14 protein-coding genes are annotated in these 14,359 nt (G+C 66.2%); 5 read left to right on the forward strand and 9 right to left on the reverse strand.

Going from position 1 to position 14,359, the window contains the following annotated elements:
• Window positions 1–45: 45 nt before the first annotated feature.
• From JQ639_RS15385 to JQ639_RS15410, 6 genes are all read right to left on the reverse strand, one after another.
• The gene (locus JQ639_RS15385) at window positions 46–897 is read right to left on the reverse strand and encodes an ABC transporter ATP-binding protein (protein ID WP_211966889.1); all 852 of its coding nucleotides are present in this window, start codon (window positions 895–897) and stop codon (window positions 46–48) included.
• Window positions 867–1,646: an ABC transporter permease gene (locus tag JQ639_RS15390; protein ID WP_211966888.1), complete on the reverse strand. Its 780-nt coding sequence runs from the start codon at window positions 1,644–1,646 to the stop codon at window positions 867–869. Before JQ639_RS15390 ends, JQ639_RS15385 begins: the two co-directional genes overlap by 31 nt.
• On the reverse strand, window positions 1,643–2,692 hold the full coding sequence (locus JQ639_RS15395; RefSeq protein ID WP_211966887.1) for a taurine ABC transporter substrate-binding protein: 1,050 nt from the start codon (window positions 2,690–2,692) through the stop codon (window positions 1,643–1,645). The genes JQ639_RS15390 and JQ639_RS15395 overlap by 4 nt, the downstream gene beginning before the upstream one ends.
• A gap of 272 nt (window positions 2,693–2,964) precedes the next feature.
• Entirely contained in the window at window positions 2,965–4,125 is a 1,161-nt protein-coding gene (locus tag JQ639_RS15400) for an ABC transporter permease (protein ID WP_211966886.1), read from the reverse strand.
• Window positions 4,125–5,336: an ABC transporter permease gene (locus tag JQ639_RS15405; protein ID WP_211966885.1), complete on the reverse strand. Its 1,212-nt coding sequence runs from the start codon at window positions 5,334–5,336 to the stop codon at window positions 4,125–4,127. Before JQ639_RS15405 ends, JQ639_RS15400 begins: the two co-directional genes overlap by 1 nt.
• Before the next feature lies 1 nt (window position 5,337).
• The gene (locus JQ639_RS15410) at window positions 5,338–6,321 is read right to left on the reverse strand and encodes an HlyD family secretion protein (RefSeq protein ID WP_211966884.1); all 984 of its coding nucleotides are present in this window, start codon (window positions 6,319–6,321) and stop codon (window positions 5,338–5,340) included.
• 276 nt (window positions 6,322–6,597) lie between these two features.
• Between JQ639_RS15410 and JQ639_RS15415 the strand changes: the two genes are divergently transcribed.
• On the forward strand, window positions 6,598–7,488 hold the full coding sequence (locus JQ639_RS15415) for a LysR family transcriptional regulator (RefSeq protein WP_211966883.1): 891 nt from the start codon (window positions 6,598–6,600) through the stop codon (window positions 7,486–7,488).
• A gap of 62 nt (window positions 7,489–7,550) precedes the next feature.
• Here JQ639_RS15415 and JQ639_RS15420 read toward each other — a convergent pair whose 3' ends face one another.
• From JQ639_RS15420 to JQ639_RS15430, 3 genes are all read right to left on the reverse strand, one after another.
• Entirely contained in the window at window positions 7,551–8,300 is a 750-nt protein-coding gene (locus tag JQ639_RS15420; RefSeq protein ID WP_211966882.1) for an alpha/beta fold hydrolase, read from the reverse strand.
• Window positions 8,301–8,407: 107 nt separating this feature from the next.
• Window positions 8,408–8,929, reverse strand: a complete 522-nt coding sequence (locus tag JQ639_RS15425) for a hypothetical protein (RefSeq protein WP_211966881.1) — start codon at window positions 8,927–8,929, stop codon at window positions 8,408–8,410.
• Between the two features lie 421 nt (window positions 8,930–9,350).
• The gene (locus tag JQ639_RS15430) at window positions 9,351–10,109 is read right to left on the reverse strand and encodes a GntR family transcriptional regulator (RefSeq protein ID WP_211966880.1); all 759 of its coding nucleotides are present in this window, start codon (window positions 10,107–10,109) and stop codon (window positions 9,351–9,353) included.
• Between the two features lie 132 nt (window positions 10,110–10,241).
• On the opposite strand from JQ639_RS15430, the gene JQ639_RS15435 reads away from it, so the two are divergent.
• From JQ639_RS15435 to JQ639_RS15450, 4 genes are all read left to right on the forward strand, one after another.
• A complete protein-coding gene (locus JQ639_RS15435; protein ID WP_211966879.1) occupies window positions 10,242–11,447 on the forward strand; it encodes a pyridoxal-phosphate-dependent aminotransferase family protein in 1,206 nt (401 codons plus the stop codon).
• Window positions 11,448–11,564: 117 nt separating this feature from the next.
• Window positions 11,565–12,851, forward strand: coding sequence for an MFS transporter (locus JQ639_RS15440; RefSeq protein WP_211966878.1), 1,287 nt, complete (start codon window positions 11,565–11,567; stop codon window positions 12,849–12,851).
• A gap of 453 nt (window positions 12,852–13,304) precedes the next feature.
• Window positions 13,305–13,598 (forward strand): PepSY domain-containing protein, encoded by a 294-nt coding sequence (locus JQ639_RS15445; protein ID WP_211966877.1) that lies wholly within the window; start codon window positions 13,305–13,307, stop codon window positions 13,596–13,598.
• Window positions 13,599–13,649: 51 nt separating this feature from the next.
• Window positions 13,650–14,267, forward strand: coding sequence for a cytochrome b/b6 domain-containing protein (locus JQ639_RS15450; RefSeq protein ID WP_349644703.1), 618 nt, complete (start codon window positions 13,650–13,652; stop codon window positions 14,265–14,267).
• Window positions 14,268–14,359: the final 92 nt, after the last annotated feature.

Raw genomic sequence — 14,359 nt, forward strand, 5'->3', positions numbered from 1 at the left:
CGCGGCGGCGGCATTCGCACGACGTCGCCGCGGCAGGTGCTTGCGCTAGACCCTGCCGTGGTCCGCGGGCGGAAGCGCCGCGGCCGTCGGCGCTTCCCTGCGCAGCATCGCAACGATCGAACGCTTGAGTTCGCCGAACTGCTGCGTTCCGATGATCTCCTCATAGGTACGTGGCCGCGGATAGGGGACGACCAGTTCGCTCACGATCCGGCCGGGCCGATGGCTCATGATGGCGATGCGGTCCGCCAGCAGCAGCGCTTCCTCGACATCGTGGGTCACGAACAGCACCGTGGCGCGGTTGCGGTCGCGCGCGGCCAACAGCAACTCCTGCATATCGAGGCGCGTCTGCGCATCGAGGGCACCGAACGGCTCATCCATCAGCAGCAGGAGGGGCTGCGAGATCCAGGCACGGGCAATGGCGACGCGCTGGCGCATCCCGCCCGACAGCTCGTAGACCGCATGGCGCTCGAAGCCGCGAAGCCCCATGACATCGATCAGCTCCTGCGCCCGCGCCCGGTAGTCGGCAGCCGGACGCCCCGCGAGGCGCGGCGCAAAGGTGATGTTGTCGAGCACCGACAGCCACGGGAACAGCGTCGCATCCTGAAACACCATCCCGCGATCGGGATCCGGCCGCCCCACCGGCTGACCACCGATCGTCACGCGGCCCTGCGTCGGCCGTTCGAATCCCGCGAGCAGGTCGAGAACCGTGGACTTGCCGCAGCCGCTCGGCCCGAGCAGGCAGACGAATTCGCCCTCATCGACCGTCAGCGACAGACCGGCGAGCGCCTGCGTCGTGCGGCCTGTCCGGCGATCATCGAAGCGCTTCTCGACATCAGCCAGCGCGATGAAGGGCGGGGACACCACGATCAGGCCCGCCCCGCCCAGGGCGCAGTCCATCGCTGCAGACCGACCAGCGCGAGATCGAGCGCATAGCCGGTGCCGCCGAGCAGAACGATGCCCAGCATGACGATGTCCGTACGCAGATAGGCGCCGGCATTGACCACCATCCAGCCGATCCCTGCATCGGACGCGATCATCTCGGCCGCGATCAGCGTCGTCCAGCCGATGCCGAACGACAGGCGCAGCGTCACAAACAGCTCCGGTACGATGTGCGGCAGGATCACATAGCGAAACAACGCCAGCCCATGGGCGCCGAGCGCCTGGCCGGCGCGGATCCGCTGCCGCTGGACATTGCCGACCGCGGCCGCCGCCCCGACGACGATGCTGAGCAGGGCCGAGATGAAGATCAACAGCACTTTCGACGTCTCACCGATCCCGAACCACAGGATGACCAGCGGAATGAGCGCGAGCTTGGGCAGCGGCCGCAAGAACTGGACGAAGGGATCGAGCACGGCACCGAAGGTGGGGACCATTCCCATGGCAATGCCGAGCGGCACGCCGACCGCGGTGGCGGCGGCAAAGGCGCCAAGCGCCCGCGCCAGGCTCAAGGCCAGATGCCCCCACAACGGGGTCTGGCGATAGCCGTTGCGCAGGAGGTCGAGCGCGGTCGCGAGAATTTCCGACGGCGGCGGCAGCAGCAACGTGTCGACCAGCCCGCTCCGCCCCGCGAACTCCCATAGCAGCGTCGCGCCGATCACGGCAGCGCCGCCGATCAGGACTCGCCGAACGGAATTGCGTTCACTCAAGCCGGAAACGCGCGGCGAAGCAGCGCGTAATTGACCGCCGGTACGAACGAGGCGGGGATGGTCTCGCGCTTGATCTCGCCGGTATCAGCCAGGAAGGACGCGGCATCGGCCAGCGCCTTGATCAAGGGCGCATTCCCGGCCGCCGCCGGGCCATCGCCCCAGTAGTTCGGGCCGAGCTGCTCCTTGAAGGACGGATAGCGCAGGCCCGCCAGGGTATCGCGCACAGCCTCGAACGGCGCGCCGAAGTCCTTCGCCAGGACTCGGGAGACACCATCGGGATCGGCCTTGTAGCGCTCGAACTGCGCCTGCACCGTCTGCAGCCACGTGACCACCGTATCGGGATGGCGCTCCGCAAACTCCGTTCGCACCACGGCGCTGTTCCAGACAAAGACGCCATGCGGCTGCAGTTGCTCGGACACCAGCAACTGCCGTCCGCCATCGGCAAGCAATTCGCCCCAGAATGGTCCGTTGATATAGGTCGCGTCGATATCGCCGCGCTTCCAGGCCGCGATCGTTTCCGGCTGGGCCAGCGGCAGCCGCCGGATCTTGCCGCCATCGAGCTTGTTGATGCGGATCAGTGCCTCGAGGGCGAACGCCATCGTCGACGACGGCGCCACCGCGATGCGCTTGCCTTCCAGCTCCTTCACGGACGTGATGCCGGGCTTGGCGATGAGGCGCTCGCTGGTGGCAACGATCTCCGGCGAGCCGAGAAGCTGAATTGGCAGGTTGCGCGACAGGCCGGCCACGATCGGCGTGTTGCCGAAGATAGCAAAGTCGATCTGCCTGGCCGCCAGCAGTGCAAGCGCCGGTCCGCCCGCCGGAAACGGCACCCACTCGACTCTGGTCCCGAGCGCCTTGTCGAAGCTGCCGTCGGTCTTGCCGATGACCCAGGCTCGGGCCGCCGTCAGATAACCGATGCGCACGACGTCCGGTCGCGCCGGCGCCTCGGCGCGGCTGCGGCCCGCAGCGAGCGCCGCAGCCCCTGCACCCACCCCCAGCGCCAGCAGATCCCGCCTGTTCGGCTTGCGATCGCGAAACGACGCCATGCTCCCTCGAATCTGGTCTTGCGACCTGCAGACTTCCGACAGTGAAGCCGCCAGATCGTCATCCAGCCCTCGTCAAGTCAATGCAGGCGGAAAAATAAGATGATGATTTCAATTGCAGGCGATCTCGCCGAACAAATGCCTCGCCTGCCGCACCAGAGAGGATCTTTGTTGTCCGCGTCTGGTGCGGCTCGACCCCATGCCGCGCGTCTCGGCCATCGGCACGGCCGCGTGGCGGTCGCACGCGATTTCGTCAAACGAAGAACGAGCGAGCGTTAGGCTGACGCCACGACGGGAAGGCGCGTGCGGGATTCGACCACAACCGCGATCGTGCCGTAGACGATCGCCAGCCCCCACAGCGTCAGCAGCTGCGGCCGTACGTCGTAGAGCGACGCCCCCAGCTGCGACAGCCTCACGAAGCCGTCGATGGCCGACGTGCTGGGAACGAAACGAGCGAGAAGGCGGATGGCGTCAGGCATCGCTTCGGTCGGCCATGAAAAGCCGGCAAGGAAGAAGAACGGCAGGCCGATGGAGGCCGATGCGAGTTGCACGCCAAGCGCAGTGCGAAACAGTGCCGACAGCAGCATGCCCAGCGAACTGACCGACAGCACGAACGGCAGGGCGAGCACGGCCAGGCTCACGAGCGATCCGAGCCGCGGCAGGCCATAGAGATAAGGCAGCACGACAAGATAGAGCGGCAGGATGACGGCCTGGAGGAGCAGGTAGGCGAGACTCTTGCCGACGAATGTCACGATCGGCCCGGGTGCGGCCGCCCCCGACGGCAGACGCGGCGAACGGTCGCCGCCGAGCGTGCCGAGCAGGCCGACGCCGATGAGCAGCGTCTGCTGGACGATGAGAACGAACGCCGCCGGCAACAGATATGTGGCGTAACCGCCCTGCGGATTGAACAGCGGCACCGCCGTCAGCCGCAGCGGCGCGGTGGCGGCGACAGCGATGGTCGGATCGATACCGAAGCCGACCAGTCGGCCGGCCTCGATCTCGGCCCCCATCGTCTGGGCCACCGCCGACACGCCCTGCGAGATGCGCTGGTAGATCAGAAAATAGCTCGCGTCGGCATAGACGGCGATCGGCGACGGACGGCCATACAGCAGGTCGCGCTCGAAGTATTTCGGGATCACCACCACGCCTGAGATCGTGCGTTTGTACACTTCGCGCTCCGCGCTCGGCAGATCCGGCAGCACGAGGGCGACGGCGACGTCGGACGTGGCGTCGATACGGCGGGCGAGATCCCTGCTGCCGATCGTGCCGTCCTGATCGACGATGGCGATGGGAATGTTGCGCAGGGCCTCGTTCACATAGGGCTGCGGATAGAACACCGTGTAGATCGCGACGCCGAGCACCAGCACGGAGAACACCGGCCGCAGCGTGAACACCCGCCTCAGCTCGTGCACAAGAACCGCGACGATGCCCGCCATTACACCGCCTCCTGCGGCACCGCCGATACCGCAGCGGCCGACGCCCGCGCCCGCAGGCTTTCGAGCCGTAGCGCCGTCAGGCCGGCAAAGCCGACGACGAAGGCGGCGAGGATGAGAACCGGCTTCCACGACAGATCGAGCGGCGTGCCGCGGATGGTCTGATCGATCCGCGCCGTGAGATACCACGTGCCTGGCAACAGCGCGCCCCATGCCGAGGCGAACGCATTCATGCCGAGCCGTGGAAAGCCGATGCCCATGTAGCCGAACGCCGGCGCGGTCAGCAGCGTACCGATGCTGATCGCGCTGCCCATCGGCTTCAGGAACAGCGCCAGCAGCGCACCGAGAAACTGGCAGGCGAGAATGAAAAGGATTCCCGCCAGCACCAGCAGCCAGCTCCGGCCCCGCAGCGGCAGGTCGAGAATGCCGAACAGCACGGCATCGCCGATGCCGAGGATCATGAGGAAGATGATGGTGTAGGGAACGATCTTGCCGGCCATCGCCGGCCACAGGCCGCCCCCGAGCCGCCGCAGGATGCGAAAGCGATGCGGCGTCTCGAAATCGAGGCCGACCGAATAGGCCGACGTCGTCACGATCACGATCTGCAGGATGCTGGGCAGCAAGGCCGCGAGCAGGAAGTGCGCATAGTTGAGCGTCGGATTGAACAGCGGATGCGCCTGCACCGGAATGGGCGTGAGATCGGCCTGCGCCGCATCGACCGGCGCACCCTGCGCCGTCCGCAGTGTCAGGCGAATGCCCGCCGCCGCGGTCAGGATGCCGCTGCTGACGCCGCGCAGCACCAGGTTGCCCGACGTCATGGTCTGGGTGTTGTAGAAGAACACGACCTCGGGCTGACGGCCGGCGATGACATCGCGCTCCAGGTTGCGCGGCAGCATCAACAGCCCGTGGATCTTGCCCGACAGGATCAGCTGACGCCCTTCCGCCAGTTCGCCGACCCGCTGCGCCACGGCCGCATCGGGCGTCGCATCCACGATCCGCACCAGCGAGCGTGACAGGTTGCTGCCGTCGAGATCGAGCACGCCGATCGGAAGGCGCGTGGCAAGCCCGGCGCTGAAGATCGCCGTCATCACCCCCATCATCGCCAGCGGCACCAGCGTGGTCAGCGCCAGCAGGAACGGCCGGCGCGCGAGCCACCCGATCTCTCGCCAGAACACCAGCCAGAAGCCTGGTCGCAATCCGTCCGGGAGCCGCATGTTAGCGCGCCCGCGTCCATGCGACGATGCCGCTCATCCCCGGGCGCAGGCCATCGACGGGGGCGGCCGGCACGGCGCGCACTTCGAAGGTGCGCAGATCGAAGTCGCCGGTCGCCCGCGTGGCGCGCCAGGTGGCGTACTGCCCCTGCACGTTGATGACCGTGACACGGACAGGAATCTGCTTCTGCGCCAGCGCCGGCACGGTGACCGTGAAGGTGTCGCCGATCTTGAGCCCGGCCAGCAGATCCTCGCGCAGGTTGAACGTGAACCAGAGATTGTTCATGTCGATGAGGGAGAACATCGGCGCGCCGGCGCTGAAGTTCTCGCCGAGCTCCGCAGCGCGCGTCGTCACCTGGCCGTCGATCGGCGAACGGATGACAAGCTCGGCGACATCGGCCTCGCGCTGATTGAGCGACGCCTCGGCCTGCTTGACCTGCGCCGCCGCCAGCGCGCGTTCCTCGGGGCTCGCGCCTCTGGTGGCGAGCTGGAGGGCGGCTTCCGCCGATTCCTTCTTGCGGATCGCGGCTTCGAGATTGCGCGTTGACTCATCGAAGCGCGATTGCGGCGTGCTGCCGGTCTTGACCAGCTGGGCCTGCCGGTCATAGGCCTCCTGATAGAGAACGATATCGGCCTGCGCCGCGGCGACCTCCGCCGTGCGGGCGGCGATCGTCTCGGGGCGCGTGCTGTTGACCCGGTCAAGATCGGCCTTGGCGACAGCCAGCGCAGCCTCGGCGGACACAAGCGCGGCCGCGAGCTGCGGGCTCTGCAGTTCGGCGAGCGTTGCGCCCTTCTTCGCCGTGTCGCCGACATTGGCGCTGAGCTTCGCGACCCGGCCGCTGACGCGTGGGCTGAGGTCGACACGGTCGGCGGACACCTCACCCTGTACCGTCAGCGGTGGCGGCCGCGTCGCGAACCAGAGCAGGACGGCCAGCGCCACGACAACACCGCCGCCAATCCCCCACCGGAGATAGTTCGAACCGCCCATAGCCGACCCCTGCTGCTCAATCCGCCATCGCGCCGACCGCCGAACCCAGCACCACCGCACAGCTCGCCATGGCCGGTTGGATACCGGGCATGTTATCGACAAACGCAGCAAGCTCAATATTGAAGTGGTCGGCGGTATCATTCCGGGCCTGGCGTGATGCATCCGCAGCCAATCGGCGCGGCGCGCGGCCTTTTGACTTTTCACTTCAAGTCAGAAAGGCTTGCGGTAGGATATGCCGTTATCAGCAGTCCGACCGGACGTCGTTTTGAGCCCTCCATGAATCTCAGACAGCTTGCGTATTTCCGCGCCGTGGTCGAGCACCGTTCGCTGGCCGCAGCCGCGGATGTGCTGCGGATCGCGCAGCCCAACCTCAGCACGGCGATCAAGCAGCTGGAGAGCGAATGGGGCGTATCGCTGTTCGAGCGTTCGGGCCGTGGCCTCGCGGTCACGGATACGGGCCGCGCGCTTTACGAGCGCGCCGCAGAGCTGCTCGGCGGCGCCTCCGCGCTCGACCAGGACATGCGTGCGATCGGGCGTGGATTCACCGCCCGGCTGCGGGTCGGATTCACGCAGGTCTCGCTTGAGATCATCACGGCGATGGTCGCGGGGCTGCGCGAGGAGGGCATCGCGGTGAGCTTCTCCCTCCAGCAGGGCGAACCGCAGCTCCTCGAAATGATGGTGGAGGAGCGACAGCTGGACTTCGCGCTCACCCACATGCCCGTCGCGAATTCCGGACTGGGCGTCGAAGCGCTGGCGTCGCTGAATATCGTCCTGTTGTGCCGCGAAGGCGACGATCGCTGGCAGACGAACGGCGACATCAAGCCCGACGCGCTCGGGGATGTCCCCCTGATCCTGCTGCGCCGGCGCGCGGGCGGCGGCATCTACGACCGCATCATGACGGCGTTTGCGACCGCCGGCGTCTCGTGTTCCGTCGTGGCGGACTCGACGGATATCTCCGCGATCTACACGCTCGTTGCACGCAACGTCGGCCTCGGACTGCTGCCGGTCCATGCGCACGATACGCCCCGCCCCGGGTTTGTCACCTACCCGGTGGCGCTGCTGCCGGCACCGGAACGGCTTGCCCTGATCTATCCGCGCGGCCGCCGCCAGCTCCCCGCCGTTCAACGGGCGATGGATCTGTGCCGGACGATGCTGCGCGGATCGTAACAGAAAGAAGGGATCTGCGCCGTGACGGACGCGGCGCAGATCCGGCAGATTGTCATCGGGGCCTACTTCGCATCTTTGGCCGCACGTTCGATCAGGTTCGCAACGGCCTGGGGCTGCGACAGATAGATGGCGTGACTGCCCTTGACCTCGACCGTGGTGCTGCCTGCGCGCTTGGCCATGAAGCGCTCGAGATCCGGATTGATCATGCGGTCTTCCGTCGCGACTGCATACCAGCTGGGCTTGTTGTGCCACGCGGCGTTGGTGATCGCGGTCCCGAAGCCGGTGACGCTGATCGGGACCTGGGAGATCGCCATGAAGTGCGCTTCCCTGGCCGGAACGTCGGCGGCGAAGTCCGCGTGGAACGACTTCGGATCGACGATGACATAGCCTTCACCGGCGGGCACAGCGCTGTTCGCGGCCGGCGGCTTCTGCTTCAGCAGGCCACCAAGGGTCTCGCCGCTGTCCGGCTGGAAGGCCGCGATATAGACGAGGCCACGTACCTGCGGCTCGTTGCCCGCCTGGGTGATCACGGCGCCGCCGTAGCTGTGACCAACGAGGATCAGCGGGGCGTTCACGCGCTCGATGATCCGCTTGGTGGCCGCGGCGTCGTCCGCGAGCGACGTTTCCGGCTCCTGCACGATTGAAACCGAATAGCCGTCGCGCTCGAGGATGTCGGTGACCGCGCGCCATCCCGAACCGTCGGCGAACGCGCCGTGAACCAGGACGATGTTCTTGATCGGCTCGGCCGATGCGACACCCGACATTCCGACGGCAAGAGCGGCAGCGGCGACTGAGGTGAGAAGACGTTTCATGGCAAGATCCTTTCTGTTGGACGGGACGAGTGGGTTGGCTGGGACAAAGCTCCGCCGGCCGCTCCGATCGGAGCGTTGAAACGGTCGGTGGAGCATGCGACGCGCCGCTAGGGAGGCAGGCTCTGGAGCGGCGTATTTTTCCCGTCGTGGGCGACGGGAAAGGCTTCGAACAGCGCAACGAGCGTGTTGTCTGTTCGATTGTGATCATCTTCGGACGCGCGACCGGAGAGCCGATCGCTGGTGGCGCGCCGTTCGAACAGCGCCATGGGTTTCAGCAGGAAGCCGGACAGCGGCCGGCGCGTGGACAGGCTGGCACTGGCGACGACCAGACAACGCACCTCCCACTCATCGTCGCCATCAGGCAGCAGCAGGGTGGCACGGCGTGTCCCCAGCAGCGTCGTGCAGCATGAGGAAGCGCTCCACACCGCCAGTCGCACCAGGCCATCGTCACCGACCGCGACCTCGCCAAGGTTGATGGAGGTGAGTTCGGCGAAGGCATGGGGCGGTGCGGAGATGATCCGGATGGCGCCGTCGTGGCCGGCCAGCGCGCAACCTGTCACCCGGCGCCGGATGTCCTCGATACGAGAGGCGGTGATGTGGGGGGCTGCATGTTTCATGGCGGAAAGCATGCATTATCACTCATATCGCGACAATAATTTCCTGCATTATAATTCTTATGAAAATCATAATAGTTGCACGCGAGGCTATTGGCCCGCCGGTCAGGGTCCGAACGGGCATTTTCCTCGATCCGCGCCGGCTCGGGCCGATCGCCCAAGCACCATCAGAACGCCTGCAGCAGCAGCGCCATCGACCCTGCAGCGTGAACCGCGGCCGGTTCGATGAAGGGAATGTGATGGCCTGATGACTGACCGCAGAAAAGCCCCGCCACCGACAGGCGACCAGGGCACCTGCGGACGACAACCGGCGCAGGAGGCTACGCTGTCCGCCCCGATCCGGAGCTCGGGCTCATCAGAGCGCCGCGCAGGGCACGGCGGTACATTTTGAATTCAAAAAATTGAAGATAAAAAAGGTAACGGATGCCAAAGCCGCTCAGGACGAGGCCTCTGCAGCCCCCAGGGCGACAGCCTCACCCTTAAGGTGGTCCAGCGCCGCCGCCTCCTTGTTCCTGAGGTGTCGGAACAGGATTTCGCTGAGCTCCGACCCATCCCGGCGCCCCAGCGCGTCGAGAATGGCCTCATGCTCACGCATCGCCTCGGCCCACCGATCGCGCTTGCTGGCGAGATTGGCCGAGTAACGCACCCGGCGGATCCGGCCGGCATAGGTGGCATAGGCCGCCGACAGCACCGAGTTTCGCGCCGCAGCAACAATAGCCTGATGAATCAACTGGTTGGCGTGGAAGTAGGCATGCATGTCGCGCTTGAGATAGGCGCCGTACATCTCATGATGCAGCCGCTCGATCTCGGCGAATTCGGCCTCGGTGATCCGCTCGCAGGCCAGCCGCCCCGCCAGGGCCTCCAGCCCGCCCATCACATCGAACAACTCGGTCACATCGGACACGCTGAACTCGCGCACCCGCGCGCCGCGGTTCGGCAGCAGGTCGACCAGCCCTTCCGACGCCAGAACCTTCAGCGCCTCGCGCAGCGGGGTGCGGGACACGCCGAACATCTCGCACAGCCGGCGCTCCGGGATTCTGGCGCCGCCCTCGAGATTGCCCTCGACGATGAAGTCGCGCAGCCGCGACAGAACCTCGCCATGCAGGGACACGGCAGCCGGCCGGGCCGGCTCGGGCGCAACCTCCCCGGCCTCCTGAACCGGCGTTAAGCCCCTGTCTTGATGGACATTTGTCATGCCGACGAAAATATCGCCGCAATTTGGCGCCGTCGACTCCCCAATAAGAATTCATTATTTTCTTGAAATCCAAATATTTTGAATTCAAAAATGCCCTCACACAGGAAACCCAGACCCCTAGGAAGGCCAACGATGTCGCAGCAGCAAGGACAGCACTTCTTGCAGATCCCTGGTCCCAGTCCCGTCCCGGAGCGCGTGCTTCGCGCCATGGACAGGCAGGTGATCGACCACCGCGGTCCTGAATTCCAGCAGCTTGGCCGGTCCGTACTGGAAGGCTGCAAGGCCGTCTTCAAGACGACCCGCCCGGTCGTGATCTATCCATCCTCGGGCACCGGCGCGTGGGAAGCCGCCATCGTCAACACCCTGTCGCCCGGCGACAACGTGCTGATGGTCGAAACCGGGCACTTCGCCACGCTCTGGCAGCAGATGGCGAAGCGCTGGGGCATCGAGGTCGACTTCATTCCCGGCGACTGGCGCCGCGGCGCCGATCCCGCCGCGATCGAGGCCAGGCTCTCCGACGATCGCAGCCACACGATCAAGGCCGTGATGGTCGTCCACAACGAGACCTCCACCGGCGTCACGAGCCGCATCGCCGAGATCCGCAAGGCGATCGACCAGGCTTCGCATCCCGCGCTGCTGCTGGTCGATACCATCTCCTCGCTCGGCTCGGCCGACTACCGGCACGACGAGTGGGGCGTGGACGTCACCGTCAGCTGTTCGCAGAAGGGATTGATGCTGCCGCCCGGACTTGGCTTCACCGCCATCTCCGACAAGGCCCTCGCAGCATCGAAGACCAACAAGATGCCGCGCTCCTACTGGGACTGGCAGGAGATGCTGAAGCCCAATGCCGGCGGCTTCTTCCCCTATACGCCCGCCACCAATCTGCTGTACGGCCTGCAGGAGGCGATCAGCATGCTGCTGGAAGAAGGCCTGGACGAGGTCTTTGCGCGCCACCACAAACTGGCGGCGGCGACCCGCGCCGCGGTGCGCGCCTGGGGCCTCGAGGTGCTCTGCCAGGAGCCTTCGGAATATTCGCCGGTGCTCACGGCGGTGCTGATGCCGCCGGGACATGACGCCGACCGCTTCCGCGACATCGTCCTCAAGACCTACAACATGTCGCTGGGCGCCGGCCTGACCAGGCTGTCGGGCAAGGTGTTTCGCATCGGCCATCTCGGCCAGTGCAACGCGCTGATGCTGCTGGGCGCGCTCACCGGCGTAGAGATGGGATTGTCGCTCGCCGGCGTCCCGCATCGCGCCGGCGGCGTCGCCGCGGCGATGGCTGATCTGGAAGGCAGCGGCGCCGGCAATTCCCCCGCGCTCAAGCTGGTGCAGGCGTGACACGCACGCCGCCGTGAAACCTGCCGGGCGCGCCCTGCCGCGCGCCCGGACACGGCCCAACCGCCACCCCCGTCAACGACCCGGAAACAGGGTTCGAACAATCTCCCGGAGGAACACATGAAACTGCCATTCAAGGCCACGCATGTGGTGCTGGCCCTTCTCTGCGTGATGTACTTCATCACCTATGTCGATCGCGTCAACATCGGCACGGCGGCGACCGAGATCCAGCGCGAGCTCGGCCTGAGCAACACCGAACTCGGCTTCGTGTTCTCCGCCTTCGCCTATCCCTATCTGATCTTCCAGGTGATCGGCGGCTGGATCGGCGATCGCTTCGGCCCACGCCGGACGCTGTTCTGGTGCGGCATGATCTGGGCGGTGGCGACCATTCTCACCGGCTTCGTCCACGGCCTCGTCACGCTGGTGATTGCGCGCATCCTGCTCGGCTTCGGCGAAGGCGCGACCTTCCCGACGGCGACGCGCGCGATGCAGAACTGGACCCCGGCCAGGAAGCGCGGCTTCGCACAGGGCCTGACCCACGCCTTCGCGCGCCTCGGAAACGCCGTCACCCCGCCCCTGATCGCCGCGCTGATGGTGCTGCTGACATGGCGCGGCGCGTTCATGGCGCTGGGTGTCGTCAGCATCGTCTGGGTGCTCGCCTGGGTGCTGTACTTCCGCAACGACCCGAAAGATCATCCCGCGATCACTGCAGGCGAGCTCGAGGTTTTGCCGGTGCGCGTGGCGACCGCGCGCGCGAAGACGCCGTGGATGGCGCTGGCGCGCCGCATGTGGCCGGTGACGCTGACCTATTTTTGCTACGGCTGGTGCCTCTGGCTCTACCTCAACTGGCTGCCGCTGTTCTTCAAGAACAACTACAGCATGGACATCACCAAATCGGCGATCTTCGCTTCCGGCGTGTTCTTCGCCGGCGTCGTCGGTGACACCCTGGGCGGCGTCATCTCGGACTGGATCTATCACCGCACCGGCAAGCTGCGGTTCGCCCGGCTCAGCGTCACGGTGTTCGGCTTCCTCGGCGCGTTCTTCTCGCTGCTGCCGATCCTCTATGTCCACGACGTCACCACCGTGGCGATCTGCCTGTCCGCCGGCTTCTTCTTCGCCGAGCTGGTGATCGGGCCGATGTGGTCGATCCCCATGGACATCGCGCCGAAATATTCGGGCACCGCGGCCGGCCTGATGAATTCCGGATCAGCCTTCGCGGCGATCGTCTCTCCGCTGGTCGCCGGCTATGTCATCGACACCACCGGCAACTGGTATCTGCCGTTCATCGGCTCGATGGCACTGATGCTGCTCGGCGCCGCCTCCGCCTTCCTCATGCGCCCCGAGCGGCCGTTCGAAGAACCGCGATGGCAACCGCCCGTCGCGGCCGGCGCCGTGGCCGCGAAATAGCACGACGGACGACCTGCCATCCGTCCACCACGATGGCACAGGCCATCTCGCGAACGTCAAAGGCCCGGCCGAAACGCCGGGCCTTTTTCTTTGCAGTCACGACACGATCGCGTCGATGCGACCGAGTGCGCCCCCGGCGCGCCATCGACAGACACGGCCCCCGCGACACGGTTCACTGGAGAGCCGGCGATGACGCACGGTCTGCCTGGATGTCTGTTCGGATACGCTCATCAAGCACATGCAGACGCTGTCTGCCGGCGCTGAGACGTAAGGCCGCAGATGCCGGCGCGACCGGGTGCACGCTTGGAATTCCAGCGGCTTGCCGCATCTGGAATCGCTCTAAGTCATGATCGCAATCCCGGCTGAGTTGACATCGCGAATGGCCCCGTCTTCTTCAGTGACCGCCCGCGGCGGCGCATGCCGCGATCGCGGATTTTTGGAGAGGAGACGGTGATGAATTCAGTGATCAAGACGGCTGCGATCGCGGCGTTGGCGGGGACCGTGTCCATCGCAGCGGCGATGACACCCGCATTCGCCGACGGCTTCAAGGACTGCACCAAGCTCGCGAAAACGTCATGGCAGCCGGCGTCGGCCGCCGAAGCCAAGGCGAAGGACGCGGGCTACGAGGTGCGCCGCTCCAAGGTCGAAGGCTCGTGCTATGAGGTCTACGGCGTCAAGGGCGGCAAGCTGTTCGAGCTGTTCTACAGCCCCGAAGACCTCAGCCTGAAGCACACCATCGCCAAGTAAGCGCCACGTCAGCCACAAGCAGGCGATCGACGAGGGATGCGGGAGGAATTCGTGTCGGAGCAACACGATGGCCCGCGCCCCGCGCATCAACCAGCGGTGACGGGCGCGACGCCGGCACCGCCGATGGTCGAGGTCTGGGACCTGCCGGTGCGGCTCTGTCATTGGGCGCTGGTGATGCTCATCGCCATCGCGTGGTGGACGCCGAATACGCAGGACACCCTGCATCGCGTCGCAGGCTATGGCGTTCTCATCGTCATCGCGTTCCGCACGCTGTGGGGCTTTCTCGGCAACCCCCACGCGCGCTTCGGCCAGCGCGCGCGCCTGCTGCGCGCCCTGCCGGGCTATCTGGTGGCGCTGGCGCGCGGCCGGCATCCACGCACGCCCGGCCTCAATCCCGCCGGCGCCGCCATGACGACGCTGCTGCTGGCGCTGCTCGTGGTGTCGGCGGCCAGTGGCTGGATGCAGGTCACGCTGCGCTTCTTCGGCGTCGCCTGGGTGCAGGACACCCACACCTATGTCTCTCACGCGATTCTGATACTTGTCGGCATCCACGCCCTCGGTGCCGTCGTTGCGAGCCTCGCACAGGGCGAGAATCTGGTCTGGGCCATGATTACCGGCCGCAAGCGTTCGGCAGCGGACAGGCCTGAGGCAGGGGGCGGTGCTGGATAAAGGTCCGGGGCGCTGATCGAGAACTGGTGCGCAGCGTAACGGAATCAGGCCTGAGCAAGGCCGCTGCCGTGCGCCCATTCAACGTCACACCG

Source organism: Bradyrhizobium sp. U87765 SZCCT0048 (assembly GCF_018131225.1).
Taxonomy (GTDB): domain Bacteria; phylum Pseudomonadota; class Alphaproteobacteria; order Rhizobiales; family Xanthobacteraceae; genus Bradyrhizobium_A.

What these genes read in the sequence shown, in the direction of transcription:
- JQ639_RS15440 (WP_211966878.1), top strand. Translation starts at nt 11,565, where the DNA reads ATGAAACTGCCATTCAAGGCCACGCATGTGGTGCTGGCCCTTCTCTGC.
- JQ639_RS15395 (WP_211966887.1), bottom strand. Translation starts at nt 2,692, where the DNA reads ATGGCGTCGTTTCGCGATCGCAAGCCGAACAGGCGGGATCTGCTGGCG.
- JQ639_RS15415 (WP_211966883.1), top strand. Translation starts at nt 6,598, where the DNA reads ATGAATCTCAGACAGCTTGCGTATTTCCGCGCCGTGGTCGAGCACCGT.
- JQ639_RS15420 (WP_211966882.1), bottom strand. Translation starts at nt 8,300, where the DNA reads ATGAAACGTCTTCTCACCTCAGTCGCCGCTGCCGCTCTTGCCGTCGGA.
- JQ639_RS15385 (WP_211966889.1), bottom strand. Translation starts at nt 897, where the DNA reads ATGGACTGCGCCCTGGGCGGGGCGGGCCTGATCGTGGTGTCCCCGCCC.
- JQ639_RS15410 (WP_211966884.1), bottom strand. Translation starts at nt 6,321, where the DNA reads ATGGGCGGTTCGAACTATCTCCGGTGGGGGATTGGCGGCGGTGTTGTC.
- JQ639_RS15435 (WP_211966879.1), top strand. Translation starts at nt 10,242, where the DNA reads ATGTCGCAGCAGCAAGGACAGCACTTCTTGCAGATCCCTGGTCCCAGT.
- JQ639_RS15425 (WP_211966881.1), bottom strand. Translation starts at nt 8,929, where the DNA reads ATGCTTTCCGCCATGAAACATGCAGCCCCCCACATCACCGCCTCTCGT.
- JQ639_RS15445 (WP_211966877.1), top strand. Translation starts at nt 13,305, where the DNA reads ATGAATTCAGTGATCAAGACGGCTGCGATCGCGGCGTTGGCGGGGACC.
- JQ639_RS15405 (WP_211966885.1), bottom strand. Translation starts at nt 5,336, where the DNA reads ATGCGGCTCCCGGACGGATTGCGACCAGGCTTCTGGCTGGTGTTCTGG.
- JQ639_RS15430 (WP_211966880.1), bottom strand. Translation starts at nt 10,109, where the DNA reads ATGACAAATGTCCATCAAGACAGGGGCTTAACGCCGGTTCAGGAGGCC.
- JQ639_RS15400 (WP_211966886.1), bottom strand. Translation starts at nt 4,125, where the DNA reads ATGGCGGGCATCGTCGCGGTTCTTGTGCACGAGCTGAGGCGGGTGTTC.